Raw genomic sequence first — 21,749 nt, 5'->3', positions numbered from 1 at the left:
GTCATGCCACCAGAGACTCGCCTGAAGCGGCCATAATGCGTTCTTTACTCACGTTTGCGTCGAAGATGGCGGAAATGCGCCCTTTGCTCATCACCACGATCCGATGCGCAATACTCAAACACTCACCCACTTCCGACGTGGTATACACCACCGCCAGCCCCTTTTTGGCACTCTCGGCCAGCAGGCGAAACACCTCGGCTTTGGCGCCGATATCGATGCCGCGACTCGGTTCATCCAGCAAAATCACTTTGGGACGCGTGGCGAGCATTTTGCCAATCACCACTTTTTGTTGATTGCCGCCAGAGAGCGAGCCAATAGCCGCTTCGCCACCGGATGTTTTCACCGTCACGTTACGAATACTGTCGTTAACCAGCTGTTTTTCACGGCTTCTGGAGAGCATCAGGCCGCGTACAAACTCACTGATACTGGCGAGTGACAGGTTTTCGCCCACCGACATGGTTTGCACCAGGCCATCGCGCTGCCGGTCTTCCGGCACCAGCGCCAGCCCAATTTGAATGCGTTGTGAAATGGTCAGCGCAGAGACATCGGTGTCCTGCAGCAGAATGTGGCCGCTGTTTTGGTGCAGTCGCCCGGCGATACACTCCAGCAGCTCGGTGCGTCCGGCGCCCATCAGGCCGTAAATACAGACGATCTCCCCGGCTTTCACCGCCAGCGACAGGTTATCCACCAGCCGAATGCCGGTTTTGCTTTTCAGCGTGAGATCGTTAACGGTTAATGCTGGCAGACCGAACTCATAGCCTGTGGGCGGCGATCCCAGATCAAAGTGATCGCCCACCATATTGCGCACGATCCATTCGAGATCGATCTCATCGCGTTTGGCGTAGGCCGTCATTACGCCGTCACGCAATACCACCGCGCGATCGGTAATCTCCAGCGCCTCTTCCAGATGATGGGAGATATAAACAATCGCCACGCCCTGACTGGTTAAATCGCGTATCACCTGAAATAACACGGCGACTTCTGCCGCGCTGAGCGCTGAGGTGGGCTCATCCATGATTAGAATCTGTGAATTTACCGACAGCGCACGGGCGATTTCGACGATCTGCTGCTGGCCGAGACGCAGGTTCTCTACCGGCGTCAGGGGATCAATCTCCTCTTCCAGCGCGGCCATCAGGTGCGCCGTGACGCGCGCCTCTTCGGCGTAATCCACGCCGCCCGGCTTCATGATTTCGCGCCCCATAAAGATGTTGTCGCGCACGTTCATATTCGGCGCGAGATTCAGTTCCTGATGGATAATTGAGATGCCGCAGTCTCGCGCTTCCGTAGCGGATCGAAATACTTTCTCCTCGCCGTTTAACAGAATTTCCCCGGTAGTTGGCGTCACTACGCCCGACAAAATTTTCATCAGCGTCGATTTACCCGCGCCGTTTTCACCAAATAGCGTGGTCACTTCGCCACGACGAATTTCGAAATTGACGCCCTTCAGCGCGTGCGTTGATCCGTAGACTTTGCTGATATTGCGCGCCTGTAGGATCACTTCACCTTTCAGCAAGGCAGGATTAACGTTGAACGGTTTCATTTCACCTCCATGCTAACCGGCGTCACCATCCAGTTCTTCGCGTTCAGCAGGCGGAATACGCCGACCACCTGCACGGTTTTGCCCGGTAGCGCATCGCGATCCAGCTTGTCGAGGACCGCCGTTTTCATCGCGCGATTGATCGCCGAACCGGCGTTTTGGTACTCAATCTGGTTGGTAAAATCGCCGAACTGAATTTTGCCGTTGGCGTCACGCAGATCGGTGCCGGTTATCGCCGGGCCGGTTTGCAGTCGCACCTGCGTTCCTTCCGGCAATCCGGCAACCTGCAGCGGGAAGATGCCCATCTGACCCGCTTGCACCACGCCTTCCAGTTTCACCGCGAACACCGGCAGCGGCGTGCCCACGCCATATTTCTGCACCGCGTCCTGCTGATTTACCTGCAGCGCGTCCGCCAGCGTTTTGGCCTCAACCGCACGAGATTCGACGTCGTGCTGGATGGTCGGGAAGGTTTTCTGGCCGTAGCTATCCGCTGCGAACCCTTGTTCCTGCGCATCATCCGCGGAGCCGATTTTGACCACTTTAGTATCCAGCGCCATCGCGGCGATGACGGCGACGACCACCAGCGCAATCGCCGCATAGCGCCTGGTACGCTTACGGGAGATCTGTTTCGCAAGTATTGAGACATCGGACATAACGTGACCTCTCACGGTTATCAGCTGCGATAATCGCGCCGATAATGTTATAAATGTGATAACTTGTGTGATGAGAATTGAGCTGATGTGACTAAATTGTCAACAGGTACGCCGCAATTTTTTCAGGAGAGCGATCTGGATCGCTTAATTGATGTCGAATGCGTCACAAACCGCATTAACAGCGCAATACAAGCATTTACCCCAAGGTTGCTCATCGCTTCTCCCGCGGTTTTAGCATCATTTTCGTGATCGACTTCGCTATCCCTACTGAAATTTATTTGTTTTAAAGAAAAATAATACAGAAGATATGTTATCTCAGTGAGAAGTGGTGTAAGACATTATTTAGCAAAATCATCACAGGCTGTTAACACAGCGGGCGACTGTAATGCGTCGGGTGATCACTCTTCTTCTCTCGGAGGTGTACGTGGATAGTGGCGATATCATTCTGGGTCTGGATTCCGGCACCTCGGTGGTTAAAGCGGTGGCATTTGATCTGGAAGGCACGCAGCTGGCATGCGCATCAGTGCGTAATAGTTATTACCGCAGTGAAGGCGGCGCGGCGCAGCAATCGATGACGCAAACCTGGCAAGATGCGGTGACGGCGATACGTAAATTAGGCGAGCGCGTCGACAATCTGGCCGCGCGCGTAGTGGCAGTGGCCGTCACTGCCCAGGGAGACGGTAGCTGGCTGGTGGGGGCGAATAATCAGCCGGTCGGCGATGCGTGGATCTGGCTGGATGCCCGTGCGGCTCCCACAGTAGAAAAACTCAATCAGCATCCCTTAGCGGCTCAGCGCTTCAACGCCACGGGCACCGGACTCAACACCTGCCAGCAGGGCGCGCAGCTCGCGCACATGGACCAGTTCTATCCCGAACTGCTGGCACAAAGCGAAGTCGCGCTGCACTGCAAAGATTGGCTCTACCTGAACCTCACCGGCATACGCGCCACCGACCCCTCAGAAGCGAGTTTTACCTTCGGCAACTTCCGCCATCAGCGCTACGACGATCGGGTAATTGCCGCACTGGGCCTTGAGCATCGTCGCCATCTGCTGCCCGAGATCATTGAGGGTACGCAAACGACTCATCCTCTCACCGCCGACGCCGCGCAGGCTACCGGTCTGCGGGCTGGCACGCCTATCTGCCTCGGCTATGTCGATATGGCGATGACCGCGCTGGGTGCTGGCGTGCATACCGGAGAAGCCAATACCGCCTGCTCGATTGTTGGCTCAACCGGCGTGCACCTGCGCAGCGTGACCATTGATGAGGTGTGGCTGAATCCGGCGCAAACCGGTTACGTTATTCCGCTGCCGTGGCCGGGCTATGTCACGCAGGTGCAAACCAATATGGCATCCACGCTCAATCTCGACTGGCTGTTAAACCTCGCCAGTGACCTGCTCAGCAGCTTTGGTTGTGAAATCGATCATGCCCGTTTGGTCGGCCATATCGATCGCTGGCTCAACGACGCGAAGCCCGGCACCCTGCTCTATCACCCTTATATCTCCATCGCCGGTGAACGCGGGCCGTTTGTCAATGCCGAGGCGCGCGCCAGCTTTACCGGCCTGAGCTACACCCACAATTTTGGCGATTTGGTGCGTGCGGTGATCGAAGGCATCGGCATGGCGGCGCGCGATTGCTATCTGGCGATGGGCAGCCTGCCGGGCGAAATTCGTTTAACCGGCGGGGCCGTGCGCTCGCAGCCGTTACGCCAGATTCTCTCCGCCTGCCTTGGTGCGCCAGTGCGTATCAGCCAGCGCGATGAAGCCGGTGCAGCCGGTGCCGCGATGATGGCGGCGGTCGCGATTGGTGCTTATCCATCAATGGAGAGCTGCGTTAAAACCTGGGTGATGCCGCTGCTGGATGCACCCGAAGCGCCATCTACCGATCTGATGCAGCGCTATCCCCCGCTTTTCGCCACCTATCAACAGATGCGTAACGATCTTCCTGCCGCCTGGCATGCGCTTAAACAGTTTTAAGGAGTAAATCATGAGTGAACACATGCTGGATCTGTTTGTGATTGGCGGCGGCATTAACGGCGCAGGCATTGCGCGCGACGCCGCCGGACGCGGGTTATCGGTGATGATGTGTGAAAAAGATGACCTCGCCCAGGGCACGTCATCGCGCTCCGGCAAGCTGGTGCACGGCGGTTTGCGCTATCTGGAATATTATGAGTTTCGTCTGGTGCGTGAAGCGCTTATCGAGCGTGAAGTGTTGCTTAACGCGGCACCGCACATTATCTGGCCGATGCGTTTTGTTCTGCCCCACAGCCCGAGCGATCGCCCGGCGTGGCTGGTGCGATTGGGGCTGTTTCTCTATGACCACCTTGGGGGGCGCAAAAAATTACCGGGCACCCGTTCACTGGATTTAAGCCGCGATCCTGAGGGCGCGGCGCTGCTGGATAGCTATCACAAAGGATTCGAATACTCCGATTGCTGGGTCGATGACGCGCGACTGGTGACGCTGAATGCGCTGGATGCCGCCGAACGGGGAGCCACCATTCTGCCGCGCACCCGCTGCGTGGCAGCCACGCGCCATAGCGGCAAATGGGAAATCACCTTGCAGGATGCCAGCGGTGCGTCACGCACTGTGTTTGCCAAAGTGCTGGTAAATGCGGCAGGCCCGTGGGTGCTGGATATCGTCAATCAGGTGACGCACACCAAAAGCAATCGCAACGTGCGCCTGGTAAAAGGCTCGCACATTATTGTGCCGAAATTCTGGGAAGGTCAGCAGGCTTATCTGGTGCAAAACACGGATAAGCGCGTGATCTTTATTAACCCGTATGAAGGCGATAACGCGCTGATCGGCACCACCGATATTGCGTGGGAAGGCAAAGCGGAAGCGGTCACGGCCGATGATAGCGAGCAGCAATACTTGATCGATGTGGTTAATCGCTATTTTAAGGTGAAACTGCGCGCCAGCGACGTGATAACGCGCTTTTCCGGCGTGCGTCCGCTGTTTGATGACGGCAAGGGCAATCCCTCTGCCGTCACGCGAGACTATGTTTTCGACCTCGACGATCGGCAAAACGCCCCGCTGCTGCACGTATTTGGCGGTAAGATCACCACCTTCCGTAAGCTCGCTGAGCACGCCATGCAAAAACTGGCGCCCTACTTCCCGAACATGGGTGCCGACTGGACGCGCGCCGCCACCTTACCGGGCGGCGATATGCCGCACGCCGATTTCGAGACGTTTTTAGAGCAGGTTAAATCACGCTGGCCGTGGCTGCCTCAGCCGCTGCGGAAACACTACGCGCGTCTGTACGGCACACGTATGGACAAGCTTATCGATCACGCCAATGCGTTGGGCGATCTGGGACGTCATTTCGGTGGGCAGCTGTATGAAGCTGAGGTGCGCTATCTGGTGGAATACGAATGGGCGCAGCAGGCAGAGGATGTGCTCTGGCGCCGCACCAAGCATAAGCTGCATCTCGATGAGGCGCAGCAGCAGGCTTTCACGCAGTGGTTCAACGCCACCTATGCTGCCCCCGCACCGCTGCGTGCGCACGCCGGATAAGAGGTGAACCATGCCGTTAACGCTGTCACTCAATACCAACCCGCTGGTGAATCGCTTTGCCGATCCCCAGGATTTGATTCACACCGTGGCGCAGCAGATCCGCATTCGTGACGTGCAGCTGACCCACGAATTTATCAATCCCAGCTGGCCCGCTGCCACCATCAACCGCATGACGCGGCGCATGCAGCAGGCGCTGGGCGCAACGGGCGTGCGCATCACGTCGGGTATGACCGGACCTTATGGCCGCCTCAACCATTTTGGCCATCCTGACGTTGCGGTACGCCGTTACTACGTAGACTGGTTCAAAACCTTTGCCGACATTACCGCGGAACTGGGCGGTGCTGCAGTGGGTTCGCAGTTTGCCATTTTTACCCAGCAAGATTTCAACGATACGACGCGCCGCGCCGCGTTAATCGACATAGCCATTGATTGCTGGGCTGAGGTGGCCGAACACGCAAAATCCGCCGGGTTAACATACCTGTTCTGGGAACCGATGAGCGTGGGCCGCGAATTCGGTGAAACCATCCCGGCCTGTTTAGCCCTGCAGCAGCGGCTGAGCCAGGCAGCAATGGCCGTACCGATGTGGATGATGGCGGATATCGATCACGGTGATGTTACCTCTGCCGATCCGCGCGACTTCGATCCTTACGCGTGGGCGGAAGCGGTGCCGCGCTACTCGCCGATTATCCACATCAAGCAGAGCATGCTGGATAAAGGCGGCCACAGACCGTTTACATTGCAGTACAATGCCGGCGGCCGCATTCAGCCCCAGCCGCTGCTGGACGCGCTGGCGCGTGGTGGAGCGCAGGATAATGAGATCTGTCTGGAGCTGAGCTTTAAAGAACGCGAGCCGACAGATAGCAACGTGGTCAATGAGATTGCCGAGAGCGTCGCCTTCTGGGCCGGGCATATCGATACCGGCGTGCAGGATCTGCATTTGTCTAACTAACAGGACGTAAACCATGAAACCGGCTCCAACCTCTACTGAACGCGACGAATCTCTGGCGCTGCGCGCCGCCTGGCTGCACTACGTTGGCGGTTTGACGCAGGCCGAAGTCGCGAAACGGCTTGGGCTGCCGTCGGTTAAAACGCACCGCATGATTGCGCGCGTGGTGGCGGAAGGCGCGGTAAAGGTATCCATTGATGGCGATATCGTGGCCTGCGTGGCGTTAGAAGATCGACTGCGCGCAAAGTTCGGCTTGAACTTTTGCCAGGTCGCGCCCGATCTCGGTGAAGAGGGATTACCGGTGCGCGCATTGGGTATGGCGGGCGCGGACTATCTGCGCAATCTCCTGGCTTCATCGCCCTCCACCACGCTAGGTCTTGGGCATGGTCGCACCCTTTCCGCTGCCATCCACCAGCTGCCACGCATCGATGCGCCGCACATGCGTTTTGTCTCGCTGCTTGGCTGTTTGACGCGTAACTACGCGCTGAATCCGCACGATGTTATGCATCGCATCGCGGAGAAAACCGGTGCACAAGCCTACATGATGCCGGTACCGTTTTTTGCTAATACCCAGGAAGATCGTGACGTCCTGCTGGCGCAGCGTGGCGTGAGTGAGGTGTTTGCCATGGCGGCGCAGAGCGAAATTAAACTGGTGGGGATTGGCACGGTGGAACCGGCGGCGCAGCTGGTTGAGGCCGGTATGATTGATGAAGCAGAGATCAACGACATCTCCTCATCGGGCGCGGTCGGTGAATTACTCGGGCATTTCTTTGACGCTAACGGGCAGATGATTAACACCAATCTGACGTCGCGCACCTTGTCGGTGGAACTGGATCTGGCGCATCGCGCAGAGATTGTGGCGCTGGCAGGCGGCGTCAGCAAAGTTGAAGCGATCCGCGCGGTGCTGGCCAGCGGGCTGGTAACAGGTTTGATTACCGATGAAGTAACGGCGCAGGCGCTGGTAGGTTAACGGGATGGGGCGGCATGGATGGCGTAGTGCCGATCAGTTAAGCGCCGTATCAAATCACCGCACCTTCCGTAGCGGCGCGATTTATCGCGCAATGAATTGCGCCGCTACAATGTGTGCTCGCGGTCATCAGGGTTAACTGACAACCATTACGCCATCAATGGCGCCCTTACGTTTATTTTGCGAGGTTTCGTAGGGTACGCATTCATGCGTACCTGCTTCTACTACGAGACTAAATTCAGATCAACACCCTGCGCACGCAGCGTCTTTTGATAGGCGGCATCCAGTCCGTCATCGGTGATAAGCGTTTGAAACGGCTGTGTGGGGGCCAGCGCAAACGAATGAATCTGGCCAAACTTCGATGAATCGGTCAGCGCGATGGTGTGGGTGGGTTTTTCCATAATGGCATTCACCACGTCACAGCGCAGCATGTCGCGACTGGTAAAACCGGTCACCGCATCCCAGCCATCAATGCCGATAAAGGCTTTATGAAAATTAAGATGCTGAATGCATAAGCGCGTCAGCGGCCCCACCACCGATTCGCTGCTTTTTTGAAAAAGACCGCCGAGGATAATCACATCGCCGCCCTTTTCGCGCAGCAATCCGGCGATGTAATGACTCACGGTAATGATCGTGATATCGCTGCGATCGCTCAGTTCGCGTGCCAGCAACGCATTGGTGCTACCCCCTTCGATAAACACCGTTTCCCCGCTGTTCACCAACGACGCCGCATATTCCGCCAGCCGTTTTTTCACGGCAAAGCGGGTTTGCATGCGCGCACCAATGTCATCGCTCTCTGGCGCCACGGCAGAGCCGTGCACGCGGCGCAAAAAGCCGCCTTTCTCCAATAGATTGAGATCCTGACGCACGGTCACTTCCGAAACGCCGGTGGTTTGCGCCAGTTCAGTTACGCTGACGCTACCGCGCTCGCTAACCAATTGAATAATTTGCTGATGACGTGCGTTCATAACACCCGCTGCCGAAAGATTTTTGCCAAGCTTACCAGAAATTTAGTCCAATCCCAGACTGCGGCGACCGCTGGCATTCAGCGCCTCAAGCGTGAAACGGTTGCGCCAGTGTGTTTCGTAATCTTCTGGCGGGAAATCGCCCGGCGACGCACCGCTGGCCAGCGCCTGCGCGACGTTGCTGGCATAAGCCGCATTTTTCTCACACAGCGGCGCGGCAGGAATGTACATCACATTGCCCCAACCTTGCTGATTTTCAACCGGAGCAACCGAATGGATCACATCACAGTGCCACCACACCGAATCGCCCGCCTGCAGCGCCGGAATCGAACATAAACCCTCAATCAGCTCGGGATGCCACTGCGCAGATACCGGCAGCACCTTGCCCGGCGCGACGCCGCACAGCTCATCTTCTGGTACATCATTCAGCAGCGGACGCAACAGCAAATAGGCCATCGCTTCCGGCACCGGCACCACATGCAGCAAACCTTGCCCAAGTTGCATATCCGATAGTGCCGTCCAGCCCTGGAAGGTACGGAATGCCGAGCACTTGGTGGTGGTGCCAGATTGATATTCATTCACTTCCGTGCGGTGCGCCGCATCCCACGGATCGTATTGATCAAACTGGTTGGTGAAGATTTTGCTGAACACCTGCTGATAAGCCGGCAGCAACCACCGCTCCAGCGCGCCGGAATCGGTATGCGCGCCGAGCCCTTTTGAGGTGGTGCCCGGTAAACGGCGGCGAATGCGGTCGGGATAGATAATGCTGACGTCCGGCTCAAACCAGCGCATACCGCGCGACTCAAACTTCCATAGGCGATTGAGGAAGGACTGCGTCTGCGCCATGGCTTCACTTTGGCGCGCAGACATTTGCGCATCGCTCCAGTAAATCGGATAGATTTCCGGGCGTGAGGCCTCAAGATTTCCGAAGAAGTTATCGCCTGGCCCTGTATAGACATTATCGAAATCATTGTCGTCGAGGTACTTGAGCATTGATTCATCCCACGCCAATGCCTGATCGCGCGCGAAAGTTTGTTTCACCACCACGCAGCCGCGCCGACGAATATGATCCTTCACTGCCTCGCTGATGCGTCCGGCAGCGATGTCCTGCTGAGTGACTTGTGGCCATGCCGATCCGTTTTGGGCTTCTTCGGCGCGGGCGGCGGCAATTTCGTTAACGATTTTGCTTCTGACTTGTTCAAACAGCCCTTCCACATCGCCAATCTGCTCTCTCAGCGCTTTTTTCATCAGGCGGACGTTCTGTTTGAAATCATCAGGTTGCTGTAAAGACGTGAAGGTTGTGTTCATGAGGTGCTCCGATTTGATTGCCTAAAATCTTCATTCGAAATAAATTACACTTCATTCATAACTAATGAAGAACAATTAACAATCACGCAACCTTATAATTGGGATATTTGTCACACATAAAGCTGATGACAGGTTTCATATGAAAGCATGAGCACACCAACGACGATCAACGCCGCTTGCACCCAGCCTAAGAGTGCAATTAGTGAACGCACTCACAACTACGAAACAATTCGTTAACCATAAATTGATCTTTTTCGCGCCAGCTTTTATACCTTGTGAAAATTATTTCATGCATAAGAAATAATTTTCACGATTAACCCCGGCTCGTTTTTCCGCGTTTTGTTGTCACGGCTGAGCCATACACATTCAGCGTCAGTTCCGGGGAAAAAACATGAAAAAAATCACCGCACTTCTCGCGAGTTTACTGCTGGCGACCAGTTTCACCAGCACCGTAAGCGCCGCCGATGACGCGCCGCAATTTCGCTGTAAGCCCGGCGAAACCTATTATATGAACGTGATGGTAACCGGCGTGGAATACTGGTTCCCGGTCTATGAAATGTTCAAACAGGCGGCGCACCAGCTGGGCTGCAAAACCGTTTACGGCGGCACGCCAGCCTATGATGTTAACCAACAGCTCTCCAGCTTTGAGCAAATCCTGGCGCAAAAACCCGCCGGTATCTTTCTTCATCCGATGAATCCCGATCCGTTTATTGAACCGATTAATCGCGCCGCTGAAATGGGCATTCCGGTAGTGACCTTCGCCGCCGATTCTCCCAACAGCAAACGCGTCGCTTACATCACCTCGGACAACTTCCGTGAAGGCAAAGCCGCTGCCGATGAGCTTGGCAAAGCGATGGGTAAAGGCGCAGAGTTTGCCGTACTGGAAAACCCGGGGCAGGATAATCACGATCGTCGCGTCACCGCTTTTATCAACGAAATGAAAGCCGCCTTCCCGGATAGCAAATTGGTGGCGCGCGCCGCCACCAATCAGGATCCTTCAAAGGCGTATAACGCCGTGCTCTCGATGCTGCAGGCCAACCCTAACCTCAAAGGCATCTTCATGCCGGAAGCCAGCTCGGCGATCGGTGCCGCGCAGGCGGTGGCGGAAAATGGCGGCAAAGTAAAAGTGATGACCGTCGATGTTAACGCCAAGGTGCTGGATATGATTAAAAGCGGCCAGGTGTTTGGCGCCATCAATCCGAATCAGGGCATTCAGGGTTATATGGGCTTTATGACCTTATTCCTCGCCGCTCATCCGGAACTGATCGATCCCATGAACGATGCCAAACGCAACGGCACCAATCCTTTCGCCTTCCCCATCCTCGATAACGGCTATGCGGTGGTGACAAAAGACAATGCCGACGATTTCCGCTGGGATGCCTATCTGAAACGCCGTGGTACCAAAGGCATCAACGAGTAAGGTGACAATCATGACGGCACTTCTTGAATTGCGAGGCATCAGTAAAAGCTTTGGCGCGGTGCGGGCGTTACAGGGCGTAGATCTCACTCTGCGCGCCGGTGAAATCCATGCGCTGGCAGGCGAAAACGGCGCAGGCAAATCGACGTTGATGAATATTATCGATGGCATTCTGCGCCCGGATAGCGGTGAGGTGTTACTTGATGGCAAGCCTATCACCCTGCGCTCGCCGCGCGAGGCACAGCAGCTCGGTATAGGTTTAGTGCATCAGGAAATTGCGCTGTGCCCGGATATCAGCGTGTATGAAAACATCTGGATGGCGCACGCCGCCAGCCAGCGTGGCGTGCTGATGCCACATAAAGCGCTGCGTGAGAAAGCACAGACGGTGATGAACCGCTTGGCGCCGATCGCCGTGACCCGCAAGGTGGGCGAACTCTCACTGTCGCAGCAGCAGCTGGTGGAGATTGCCAAGGCGCTGACGCTGGATTGTCGCCTGCTGATTCTGGATGAACCGACTGCCGCACTGACCGAACCGGAAGCCCAGGCGTTGTTTACCATTGTGCGTCAGCTACAGGCGCAAGGGATTGCGGTGGTGTATATCAGCCATCGCATGGCGGAAATTTTTGCGCTGTGTCAGCACATCACTATTTTGCGTGATGGCCGCACCGTGCACAGCGCGCCGCTGCGCAGCATGACGCCCGATGAAGTGATTACGCGCCTGGTAGGACGTGAGCTTTCACAGCTTTACCCCAATAAACGCCCGGTTAGCGCCGTGTCGCCGCTGTTGCAGGTGCGCGATCTCGGTGATGGCAAACACTTCCACGCTATTCATTTTGATCTGCGACCCGGTGAAATCCTCGGTATCGGCGGTTTAATGGGCGCGGGACGCAGTGAAATCGCGCAAGGGATTTGCGGTTTACTGCCGATTAAACGCGGCGCGATCCGCATTAAAGGCGAGGCGGTGACGCTGCGCAATTACGCGGCCAGCATTGCACAGCGCATGGTTTATTTATCGGAGGATCGCAAAGACGCCGGGTTGTTTCTCTCGATGCCAATCGACTGGAATATTTCGGCACTGGATCTCCACGCCGTGAGTCATCATCGCCTGCTGCTGAGCCCGGGCCGCGAGCGCCAGCAAGCAGAAGCGCTGGCACAGCAGGTGAAACTGAAGCATGGCAAATTGAGCGATCCGGTGTCATCGCTGTCGGGCGGCAATCAGCAAAAAGTCGCGCTAGCCCGCGTGCTGTCGGTACAGCCGGAAATTGTCTTTCTTGACGAACCCACGCGTGGCGTGGACGTCAGCGCCAAGGCGGAAATCTACAGCATTCTCGCCAAACTGGCGGCAAACGGCGTGGGTTTAGTGGTGATTTCGTCGGAGTTGCCCGAGTTAATTGGCCTGTGCGATCGCATCATTGTGATTCATGAAGGGCGTATTAGCGGTGAAGTCACCGGTGATGCCATGACAGAAGAAAATCTGATGCGGCTCGCCGCCGGCATCAATCCTGAAGCGGAGGCCGTATGACCATGAATACCACCCTGCCCACCTTGCAAAAATCGCGCTGGTCGCTGTTCGGCGGCATACACAAACAGCGCGAAGTGGGGCTGATCGTGATCATCGCGCTGATCTTCGTGGTGATGAGCTTTACCTCGCCCTACTTCCTCACCTGGGCCAACATGAAGGCGATGCTGCTGTCGTTTTCGATTGAAGGCATCGTGGTGATCGGCATGACCATTTTACTGATTGTCGGCGGTATCGATCTTTCAGTTGGCGCGGTGGTTTGTCTCTCCATGGTGGTGGCCGGACAGCTGTTCCTCAGCGGCATGGATCCCTGGCTGGCGAGTTTGGCAGGCATTGGCGCGGCGGCGTTGGTGGGCTTACTCATGGGACTAACGGTAACCAAAATCGGCCTCAGCCATTTTATCGCCTCGCTGGCAGCGATGGTGATTGTGCGCGGCCTGTGCATGATCGTCACCCAGGGCACACCGCTGTCGCTGTTTACTCTGCCGGTGAATTTCAAGTTTATCGGCCAGGGCGCTATCTGGGGCATTCCCTTTGTCATTGTGCTGTTTTTTGTCCTGGTGGCGCTGTTCGACGTGCTGCTGCGTAAAGCAACCCTGTTCCGCAAAGTGTTTTATACCGGCAGCAACGAACGTGCCGCCGCCTACTCCGGCATTAACATCAATCGCATCAAACTGTGGGTCACGGTGCTGACCTCAACGCTGGCTGGGCTGGCGGGCATTATCTACATGGCGCGTCTCGGCTCTGCTACCCCGACGTTTGGCGTGGGTATGGAGCTGAATGTGATTGCGGCGGCGGTGATTGGCGGTGCGAGTCTGAAAGGCGGCACCGGTTCGATTCTTGGCGCGGTGCTCGGTGTGGCGCTGTTGTCGATTGTTACCAGCTCGCTGATTTTGATTAACGTCTCCGTTTACTGGCAGGAGTTGATTAAAGGCTTGATCCTGCTGGCCGCGGTGTCTATTGACCATTTGCTGAATAAATACCGAGCTGCATAAGGAATTATCGCCCATGGAATTCACTAGCGAACATCCCGCGTTTCACAGCGCACGTCAGATTTACCAGGTACTGGTGATGTATTACCTCGACGGCAAAAAGCAGTCGGATATTGCGGTTGAGACTGGCCTGTCTGTGGCTAGCGTCAATCGGCTGATTCGCCAGGGTAAAGAGAGCGGCATGGTGGAGATCACCATCAAATCGCCGTGGCTGTCAGCGCACCAGCTGGAGAGCGATCTGGCCGCTCTCGGCCAGCTGCAACAGGTGGTGGTCGCACCGAATGTGGCGCGCAGCGAGGATCAGAGCCTGCAAATGGTTGGCGCTGCGGCGGCAGAATATCTGCTCTCGCGCCTCAAAGATGGCGATGTGATTGCCATCACCGGCGGGAAAGGCGTTAGCGCGTTGGTTGATGCCTTACAGCCCACGCGTAAATACGATGTGCAGGTGGTGCCCGCCCTGGGCTGCGTACAAGGCAAGCATTACACCGATGTTAATCACGTAGCATCGGAAATGGCGGCGCGCCTCGGCGGACACGCCTGGCAGATCCATGCCCCGCTGTTTACCGATTCCGCCGAAGAACGCGACATGCTGATGGGCATCAGCGCCGTCGAGAATGTGCTGGATAAAGCACGCAACGCCACGTTGGCCGTGGTTGGCCTTGGATCGATTCATAGCGACAGCTCCAGCTACTATGACCTCAACCTGGCGGCGCGTCATGCCTCGGCGAGTATTGAAACCAGCGGCGCGCGCAGTGAACTGCTAGCCTGGCTGCTGGATGCTCGCGGTCAGCCTGCGCCGTTTGACGCCAACCGTCGGCTGGTCGCACTTACCTTGCCCGAGCTGCAGCGTATTCCATTCTCAATGGCGGTAGTCGCCGGACGGGACAAAGTGGATCCCATCCGCTGCGCGCTGCATGGTCAGTGGCTGAAAAGCATGGTCACGGATGAATCCACTGCGGCAGGCGTACTGGAACTGGACCTGAGCCGAGGAGTCACTCATGGATAATATTCAAACGCGCGAGCAGCGCCTGAACCTCTTACGCCAGCGCTCGTCCACCCCGGTGTTGATCGTCGGCGGTGGCATCAACGGCATCAGCACCTTTCGTGAACTGGCCTTGCAAGGTATTCCGGCGATTCTGGTGGAGAAAGGCGACTGGTGCCAGGCCGCCAGCGGCGCGCTCTCGCGCATGATCCACGGTGGATTGCGATATCTGGAAACCGGTGAGTTTACGTTAGTGAAAGAGTCGGTCACCGAGCGCGATCGCCTGTTAAAAAATGCCTCGCATTATGTATTCCCTTTACGTACGACGGTGCCAATCGACAATCTCGCTGGCGGGCTGGTCAATGCGACGCGGCGCTTTCTACGCCTGAGCGATAAGCCCACGCGGCGCGGCGCGCTGCTGATTAAAACCGGCCTCAGCCTCTACGATATCTACACCCGCCAGTATGGCTCAATGCCGAAGCATCAGGTGCGCAGTGAAGCGGCCACGCGCGATCGCTGGCCGGGATTTGCGCCCTGGGTGAAGTACAGCGCCAGCTACTATGATGCGTGGATCAGCGCGCCGGAACGGCTGGGGTTTGAACTCATAGACGACGCGCAACAGGCGTGTCCGGAAGCGCTGGCGCTCAACTATCTGCAGCTGGTGAGCGCCGAGGGCGAAACCGTTATTCTGCAGGATGCGTTAAGTGGCGAGCGCTTTAGCCTGCAACCGCACGTGCTGGTGAATGCCGGAGGGGCGTGGATCGACCAGCTCAACCAGCGCATCTCTTCTCGCGACGACCTGCCAAAAATGATTGGCGGTACCAAAGGATCGCATCTGATCCTCAATCATCCCGAACTGCTGCATATGCTGGATGGCGAAATGGTCTACTTCGAAAATCAGGAAGGCCGCGTCTGCATCATGTTCCCGTGGTTCGGCAAGGTGCTGGTGGGTTCCACCGATATTCGCGTTGACGATCCCGATGCGGTGGTGTGCGAAGAGGATGAAAAAGTGTATATCCTGGAATCCCTGCGCTTCGTCTTTCCCCACATCGACGTGCCCGATGCCGCTATCGTCTATACCTTCTGCGGCGTGCGTCCGCTGCCGGCCAGCGATGCCAAACTCAACGGCCAGATTTCACGTAACCACTCATTGGTGATGCTGCCACCCGATGCCAATCGGGCGTGGAGCACACTGTGTTTAGTCGGCGGCAAATGGACCACATTTCGTCAGTTTGGTGAAGAGGCAGCCGATCGCGTGCTGCGCCTGCTCGGCGAAAAACGCCATCTTTCCAGCGGCGATGTGCCGATTGGCGGCGGACGCGATTTCCCTCCGCCTTCAGGGCAAACCGCGTGGCTGGCGCAGCTGGCGCAGCGTTATGCTGCGCCGCTGCCGCGCGTAATGCAGCTGGCAAAACGTTATGGCAGCCGCGCCGTGCCGCTGCTGGCGCTGATTCAGCAGCAAGGCGAACACCCGCTGCAGCATCACGCGGCGTACAGCGATATCGAACTACGCTATCTGATTGAGCATGAACAGGTGTGCCAGCTGGAAGATCTGCTGGTGCGCCGCACCTCACTGGCGATCTGCGGTGAACTGACCGCGCCGCTGGTGCAGGAGATTGCCCAGATCATGGCGACCACGCTGGGCTGGAGCGACACCGAACGCGCGCAGCAGCTGCAACGTGGCTGTGACAATCTGGCGCGTTTACACGGCCTCACCGGTCTTTATCCCACGGTTTTTCAGGAGGAAACACGACATGTTAGTAACCAATAAAGTGCGCATGCATCGCCTGTTCCAGCACGGTAAATGTCTGGATGTGGCGATCGATCACGGCATCGCCAACGAGCCGGATTTTCTCATTGGGCTGGAGAACATCGCAGCGGTAATGGATAACCTGATTACCGCGCAGCCGGATGCGATTCAGGTGAATTACGGTCAGGCCGATCTGCTACAGCGCGTCGCCGGGCGCAAACCGGCGCTGGTAATGCGCACCGATGTCGGCAACGCCTACAACGCCGCGCGCCATCGTGAAATGTGGGCGGTGCTGCACAATCCCGATGAACCGATTCTCGCCGCGCTGCAGCTGGACGCCGCTGCGGTGGTGGTGAATCTCTATCTGATCCCCGATGAGCCGGGCATTTTCCGCATGTGTGTCGAGAATATTGGTCGTCTGCGCCAGGCGTGCGATCGCTATGGCATGCCGCTGATGATTGAACCGCTGGTGATGGCGCCCGCCGGGCAAGGCGCGGCGTATGGATCCCTTGGCGATGTGGAGAAGATTGTGCCGCTGGTGCGGCTGGCGCGTGAGTTAGGTGCAGATATCATCAAAGCCGATCCCACCGAGCACGTGGAAGATTTTCATCGCGTGGTCGAAGCGGCGCGCTGCCCCACGCTGGTACGCGGTGGCGGCAAAGGCGAGCTGGCGGGCGTGCTCGCAAAAAGCGCCGCGCTAATGGCGCAGGGGGCTAGCGGCATGGTGTATGGCCGCAACGTTTATCAGCATGACAACCCTTCTCGCGTGGTGAAAGCGCTGATGGCGATTATTCATCAGGGCGCCAGCGGCCCCGACGCATTGGAAATTTATCAGCAGGGTTAAGCCTTACCTGCACCGGCGCTTAAGCGGTGCGCCGTCTTCGCTTGTAGAACGGAGTCGGATATGAAGATAGTGGGTATTGATGCCGGAAACACCATGATCAAAGCGGTGCTGTTTGATCTCTGCGGTCGCGTATTGTCGGTGGCCGAGTGCGCAGGAGAAACCCAGCGCCCGCAGGAAGGTTACGCCGAACGGCCGGTGGCGGATATTTGGCACGGCGTCAGCGATGCCGTAAGCCGCTGTTTGCACCAGGCGGGCACGCCGGCGAGTGATGTGATTGCGGTGGGCGCGGCCGGCCACGGCAACGGCTTGTACGCACTGGATAAACAGCAGCAGCCGCTGTTTGGCATTCAATCCATCGATCATCGCGCCAGTGAAACGGTGCAGGCGCTGGAGGCGAGCGGCGCGGATCGGCGCATTTACCAAATTTCACTGCAAAAGCCCTGGCCTGCGGCGACGCCGGTGTTAATCAACTGGATTAAGCAGCACCAGCCCGAACGCTGGGCGCAGGTGGGACATTTACTCTGCGCCAAAGACGTTATCGCCCATTTTCTCAGTGGCGCCATCAGCGCAGATTATTCGGATGCCGCCGGTGCCGGCCTGATTGATTATCGGCAGCGGGGTTACAGCCAGGAGTTACTGGCGCTGTACGGCATTGAAGACGCCCTCGCCCTGTTACCCGTACTGCGGGAATCCTGCGAGGTGGTCGGCCATGTTACCCCACGAGCGGCTCAGCTCACCGGCTTACCGGCGGGCATTCCGGTGGTTGCCGGGATTTTTGATGTGGTGGCCAGTGCCATTGGTTCCGGCGTGGTTAACAGCGGCGAAGCCTCGATTGTCGCGGGGACCTGGAGCATCAATCAAGTGGTGGTGGATAAACCTGATTATCTGCGCCCGGTGTTTATGAACTCGATCATCGAAACCAATCGCTATATGGCGATTGAAGCCAGCGCCACCTCGGCGGCTAACCTCGACTGGTTCCTGCGCGAATTTGACGATGGCCGCGGCGGCCAGGGCGCGGCGCGCAGCAGCGACACGGTAGCCCATGTACAACCTAATGCACAGCTGCCGCTCTATCATCCTTATCTCTACTCCGGGCGCAAATCGGAACCGGCGAAAGCCGGATTTTACGGTCTTGGCGGCTGGCACACGCGTGCCGATATGCTGTTTGCGCTATTTGAAGGCGTGACCTTCGCGCATCGCGCGCATATCGATCGGTTACGCGCGGCCGGTATTCCCTTTACCCAGGCGATTTTGTCCGGCGGCGCAGCGCGCAGCTGCATCTGGCCGCAGATGTTTGCTGATGTATTAGGCATTCCTATTCGCGTGGCCGAGTGTAAAGAGACCGGTGCGCTAGGCGCGGCATTGTGTGCCGGTGTGGGCGTTGGCGCGTGGCGTAACCTCTCCGAGGCGGTGCAGCAGGCGGTGCAGATCAATCCAGGCGAACTGCTGCCGCGTGCGGAGCGTTTTGCGTTCCATGACTCGCGTTACCGGGTGTTTAAAAAACTCGAACTGGCGATGCGCGAGATGTGGCAGGAAGCCAGTTGATTTTACTGGCTAATGGGCCCGCTGGCTGCTAATCATGGATGCCTCAACCTCATCAGGGTATCCGCATGCAAATCAATCAGCTTCCTTTTGGCATCACTACATGGGACCACATCGCGCCTGAAACGCATCCCGGCGAACAGGGTTTTGCGCTGTGGCGCACCCAGCGCTTCGGTGATATTCGCGTTCGCATGGTGGAGTATTCAGCGGGGTATCTGGCAGATCACTGGTGCAGTAAAGGACATATTTTGCTGTGCCTGCAAGGTGAAATGGTGACCGAGCTGGATGATGGACGCACCTTCACCTTAACCGCTGGCGTCAGTTACCAGGTTGCGGACAATGCGGAAGCACATCGCTCCTCAACAACGCTGGGCGCAACGTTATTTATTGTTGATTAAACGCCATTTGTTTTTACGCACGGACAAAAAATGACAACCTCTGCGTAGTGTTGTACACTTGAACTATCAAAATGTTCAAATGAACATTACACAGGAGGTTGTTATGACAACTGCATCCCCATTCAATCATGGCAATGCCGCACGCGTCTTCGATCCTACGCTGATGCAGCATGCGCATAAATCCTTCATGGACCAAATGGGATTGCCGCGTAATCCGCTCAAAGCGCACCAGCTGATCACCGAAGGATTGGACGTTGGCATCGTTGAGCGCGCTGCTACGGTGCTCAAAGCGACACCGCTGGACGTCGCGCAAATGGTCTCAATCGATCGCAATACCTATCGTCGTCGCGAGAAAGCCGGTTCACAGCTATCCGTGGAGCAAGGCGCACGTGTTTATCAGGTCTTCGAAATTCTGGATGCCGTGCTGCAATTATTTGGTGGTGACGTTGACGCCGCGATGCACTGGATGTATCAACCTGCGTTAGCACTGGATGATGCAGTGCCCATGGAGATGCTGAGCACGCCCGCGGGCTGTGATGCGGTGTTAACGCTGATTGGCCGTCTGGAACACGGAGTAATTGTGTAATGACGCAACGGAAGGAACCGGATGCTCCCTACCGCCTGTTTTATCGTTTAGTGAAAGAAGAGTACGCCAGCGATGCCTTTAGCGGCGCTGGCGCAGAAAAATGGGGCGGTCGCTGGAATCCGCCCGGTATTAAAACGGTTTATCTCAGCAGCTCAAAGGCGCTCGCCACGCTGGAACTGGTGGTGCATACGGGTAAAGCCATGCTGGAGAAAAGTCGCTTTGTGATCTTTACCGTGCCGGTTCCAGAAAGCGAAATTATGGCGCTGGACAGCAGCAAGCTGCCCAGCGACTGGCATAAATATCAGCAGCAGGAAGAGACGCAGGCGATTGGCGCGGCCTTTCTCAATCTGGAGAGTGAATTGCCTTTGCTGCTGACGGTGCCGAGCATTCTGACCGGTGAAGACAATGCCATTTTGCATCCCGATCATCCCGCCGCTGCCGCCCTTTTCGCCCAGGCCGCTTCAGCGCCCTTCACGCTTGACCGGCGGATTAAGGAGTGATGCCGCGCGCAGGAATGGCGATCAACATATTAGCGCTGCGGTCTGGCCAACGCATATGCCGCCGTTAAATCCAGACGTTGCCAGAACGACTGCTCGGCGTTATTACCCGACAACGGATAACCGTTAGGTAATGCACTTTTCACCATCAGGCCGCGAATCTGCGCATCAGAAAGCTGCGGCAGCGCCGCCTTCAACAAGATCTCCGCGCCCTGCGGCACCTTAACCGGCGTATTTTTTACCGCGGCTTTCGGCAGGTTATAACTCATGGTGAAGCGATAGAACGGCAGCATAGCTGGCGAGCGGTACGGATCGTTTTTGCCCTCACTGCGTGCACACTCTGCAAGCGTAGTACCACACTCTTTCTCCAATGCGGCTCGCAGCTGATCGCGCGCTTCACTGAACAGCGCCTGATAACGCGCATCGTTGAGGTAATGTGCCACGTTACGCTGCGCCACCATGCGAGAACCCATCACATCCAACGGATAATGCACGCCTAACACCACACGCGAATAACCGTACCGCGCTCCTCGCGTCACCAGCGCTTCAAAACGCTCCGGTACCATTTCGGCCAACAACAAGGCGTCGGTGTAACCGGTATTGGTGTGGCCACTTGGGAAGGAGCCGCCGTCGGCGGTATAACGTACATTGTCTTTCACTACCACATCGTCTGGCACCAGATGAATGCTGTTGCCCTCATGTAGAAAAGGTCGTGGGTAATTAAAGTGTTTCTTCGCCGCGCTGGTGCTGACTTCGCTAGCTTTAATCAGGGCAGCCGCTTTGCCGATTTCACCTTTGTCGTAAGCCGTGAGGAACGCTTTGCCAAGGCGCGGACCGAGCGCATCGGAGAGGAAATAGAGATAGCTAATCGCTTCCGCATCGGCCAGAGCCTGATGACGGACGTTTTGCGTGGCGTTCAGGTTGATGCTGCTGACGGTGGCGCGGCTGGCATCCAGTACGCTGCTGGGCAGTGCGCTAAAGCCGGAAAGCAACGCTATGCCCGCCTGCTGATTCTCTTTGCTTTTGAAGTCGTAACCGCTGTTTTTTAGCCACTGCGTGTCGGCCTGTTTCGCTGTCTGCCTGGCCTTTTCCAGCTGTTCACGCGTTAAGGCACTGGCGTTGCCTTGCAGCGCCTGCCGTTCAGCCTGCAGTGATTGCTGTTCAAGTTGGGAGTAGCCGGGCGTGGAACCGGTAGACGTTAGATCGGCCAGCGCAGCAGCGTCGGGCAGTGAAACCGCATACGCCTGCTGTGCCAGCAGTAGTACCGTTGCAATCAGTGTGAAGCGGGTTTTCATTATTTTCCCCTGTTATCAAAATATTACCTTGCCGGGGAAACA

The 21,749-nt window shown here is 56.8% G+C and carries 19 protein-coding genes; 14 read left to right on the top strand and 5 right to left on the bottom strand.

All coding sequences use genetic code 11. The features are described 5' to 3' along the window. Nucleotide 1: 1 nt before the first annotated feature. Complete coding sequence (locus ACIP6T_RS05480) at nucleotides 2–1,540, bottom strand: sugar ABC transporter ATP-binding protein (protein WP_097097334.1); 1,539 nt, start codon at nucleotides 1,538–1,540, stop codon at nucleotides 2–4. Then, nucleotides 1,537–2,190, bottom strand: a complete 654-nt coding sequence (locus ACIP6T_RS05475) for a DUF2291 domain-containing protein (protein ID WP_400455817.1) — start codon at nucleotides 2,188–2,190, stop codon at nucleotides 1,537–1,539. Before ACIP6T_RS05475 ends, ACIP6T_RS05480 begins: the two co-directional genes overlap by 4 nt. A gap of 424 nt (nucleotides 2,191–2,614) precedes the next feature. Between ACIP6T_RS05475 and ACIP6T_RS05470 the strand changes: the two genes are divergently transcribed. The 4 genes from ACIP6T_RS05470 to ACIP6T_RS05455 are packed head-to-tail and all read left to right on the top strand — an operon-like array spanning nucleotide 2,615 to nucleotide 7,615. Then, the gene (locus ACIP6T_RS05470) at nucleotides 2,615–4,162 is read left to right on the top strand and encodes an FGGY-family carbohydrate kinase (RefSeq protein ID WP_400455815.1); all 1,548 of its coding nucleotides are present in this window, start codon (nucleotides 2,615–2,617) and stop codon (nucleotides 4,160–4,162) included. Nucleotides 4,163–4,172: 10 nt separating this feature from the next. Further along, nucleotides 4,173–5,699, top strand: coding sequence for a glycerol-3-phosphate dehydrogenase (locus tag ACIP6T_RS05465; protein ID WP_400455813.1), 1,527 nt, complete (start codon nucleotides 4,173–4,175; stop codon nucleotides 5,697–5,699). A gap of 10 nt (nucleotides 5,700–5,709) precedes the next feature. Next, the gene (locus tag ACIP6T_RS05460) at nucleotides 5,710–6,648 is read left to right on the top strand and encodes a sugar phosphate isomerase/epimerase (RefSeq protein WP_097097338.1); all 939 of its coding nucleotides are present in this window, start codon (nucleotides 5,710–5,712) and stop codon (nucleotides 6,646–6,648) included. 13 nt (nucleotides 6,649–6,661) lie between these two features. Continuing rightward, nucleotides 6,662–7,615 carry a sugar-binding transcriptional regulator gene (locus ACIP6T_RS05455; protein ID WP_400455810.1) on the top strand — a complete coding sequence of 318 codons (954 nt, stop codon included), beginning with the start codon at nucleotides 6,662–6,664 and terminating at the stop codon, nucleotides 7,613–7,615. A 221-nt stretch (nucleotides 7,616–7,836) separates the two neighbouring features. Here ACIP6T_RS05455 and ACIP6T_RS05450 read toward each other — a convergent pair whose 3' ends face one another. Together ACIP6T_RS05450 and ACIP6T_RS05445 are read right to left on the bottom strand one after the other, a co-directional pair. Next, a complete protein-coding gene (locus ACIP6T_RS05450; RefSeq protein ID WP_345829755.1) occupies nucleotides 7,837–8,580 on the bottom strand; it encodes a DNA-binding transcriptional regulator YciT in 744 nt (247 codons plus the stop codon). A 42-nt stretch (nucleotides 8,581–8,622) separates the two neighbouring features. Then, nucleotides 8,623–9,885 carry a YbiU family protein gene (locus ACIP6T_RS05445; protein ID WP_400455807.1) on the bottom strand — a complete coding sequence of 421 codons (1,263 nt, stop codon included), beginning with the start codon at nucleotides 9,883–9,885 and terminating at the stop codon, nucleotides 8,623–8,625. Between the two features lie 391 nt (nucleotides 9,886–10,276). Between ACIP6T_RS05445 and ACIP6T_RS05440 the strand changes: the two genes are divergently transcribed. From ACIP6T_RS05440 to ACIP6T_RS05395, 10 genes are all read left to right on the top strand, one after another. Further along, on the top strand, nucleotides 10,277–11,305 hold the full coding sequence (locus ACIP6T_RS05440; RefSeq protein WP_400455804.1) for a substrate-binding domain-containing protein: 1,029 nt from the start codon (nucleotides 10,277–10,279) through the stop codon (nucleotides 11,303–11,305). A gap of 10 nt (nucleotides 11,306–11,315) precedes the next feature. Further along, a complete protein-coding gene (locus ACIP6T_RS05435) occupies nucleotides 11,316–12,824 on the top strand; it encodes a sugar ABC transporter ATP-binding protein (RefSeq protein ID WP_400455802.1) in 1,509 nt (502 codons plus the stop codon). Next, nucleotides 12,821–13,816 carry an ABC transporter permease gene (locus ACIP6T_RS05430; RefSeq protein WP_097097346.1) on the top strand — a complete coding sequence of 332 codons (996 nt, stop codon included), beginning with the start codon at nucleotides 12,821–12,823 and terminating at the stop codon, nucleotides 13,814–13,816. Before ACIP6T_RS05435 ends, ACIP6T_RS05430 begins: the two co-directional genes overlap by 4 nt. A 13-nt stretch (nucleotides 13,817–13,829) precedes the next feature. Continuing rightward, on the top strand, nucleotides 13,830–14,819 hold the full coding sequence (locus tag ACIP6T_RS05425) for a sugar-binding transcriptional regulator (protein ID WP_097097347.1): 990 nt from the start codon (nucleotides 13,830–13,832) through the stop codon (nucleotides 14,817–14,819). After that, nucleotides 14,812–16,566: a glycerol-3-phosphate dehydrogenase/oxidase gene (locus ACIP6T_RS05420; RefSeq protein ID WP_345829762.1), complete on the top strand. Its 1,755-nt coding sequence runs from the start codon at nucleotides 14,812–14,814 to the stop codon at nucleotides 16,564–16,566. The genes ACIP6T_RS05425 and ACIP6T_RS05420 overlap by 8 nt, the downstream gene beginning before the upstream one ends. Next, nucleotides 16,550–17,389: a class I fructose-bisphosphate aldolase gene (locus ACIP6T_RS05415; RefSeq protein WP_097097349.1), complete on the top strand. Its 840-nt coding sequence runs from the start codon at nucleotides 16,550–16,552 to the stop codon at nucleotides 17,387–17,389. Before ACIP6T_RS05420 ends, ACIP6T_RS05415 begins: the two co-directional genes overlap by 17 nt. 60 nt (nucleotides 17,390–17,449) lie before the next feature. After that, the gene (locus tag ACIP6T_RS05410; protein WP_400455798.1) at nucleotides 17,450–18,934 is read left to right on the top strand and encodes an FGGY-family carbohydrate kinase; all 1,485 of its coding nucleotides are present in this window, start codon (nucleotides 17,450–17,452) and stop codon (nucleotides 18,932–18,934) included. Between the two features lie 65 nt (nucleotides 18,935–18,999). After that, the gene (locus ACIP6T_RS05405; protein WP_097097351.1) at nucleotides 19,000–19,329 is read left to right on the top strand and encodes a DHCW motif cupin fold protein; all 330 of its coding nucleotides are present in this window, start codon (nucleotides 19,000–19,002) and stop codon (nucleotides 19,327–19,329) included. Between the two features lie 103 nt (nucleotides 19,330–19,432). Beyond that, nucleotides 19,433–19,915, top strand: coding sequence for an antitoxin Xre/MbcA/ParS toxin-binding domain-containing protein (locus tag ACIP6T_RS05400; protein ID WP_345829766.1), 483 nt, complete (start codon nucleotides 19,433–19,435; stop codon nucleotides 19,913–19,915). Continuing rightward, complete coding sequence (locus ACIP6T_RS05395; RefSeq protein ID WP_400455794.1) at nucleotides 19,915–20,415, top strand: RES family NAD+ phosphorylase; 501 nt, start codon at nucleotides 19,915–19,917, stop codon at nucleotides 20,413–20,415. The genes ACIP6T_RS05400 and ACIP6T_RS05395 overlap by 1 nt, the downstream gene beginning before the upstream one ends. A 29-nt stretch (nucleotides 20,416–20,444) precedes the next feature. Here the strand turns inward: ACIP6T_RS05395 and ACIP6T_RS05390 are convergent, their stop codons facing one another. Continuing rightward, on the bottom strand, nucleotides 20,445–21,707 hold the full coding sequence (locus tag ACIP6T_RS05390) for a phosphatase PAP2 family protein (protein ID WP_400455791.1): 1,263 nt from the start codon (nucleotides 21,705–21,707) through the stop codon (nucleotides 20,445–20,447). Between the last annotated feature and the right edge of the window lie 42 nt (nucleotides 21,708–21,749).

It is taken from the genome of Pantoea sp. NPDC088449 (genome assembly GCF_044753225.1).
GTDB lineage: Bacteria > Pseudomonadota > Gammaproteobacteria > Enterobacterales > Enterobacteriaceae > Pantoea > Pantoea floridensis.
This window is presented reverse-complemented; position numbering and strand designations above follow the sequence as displayed.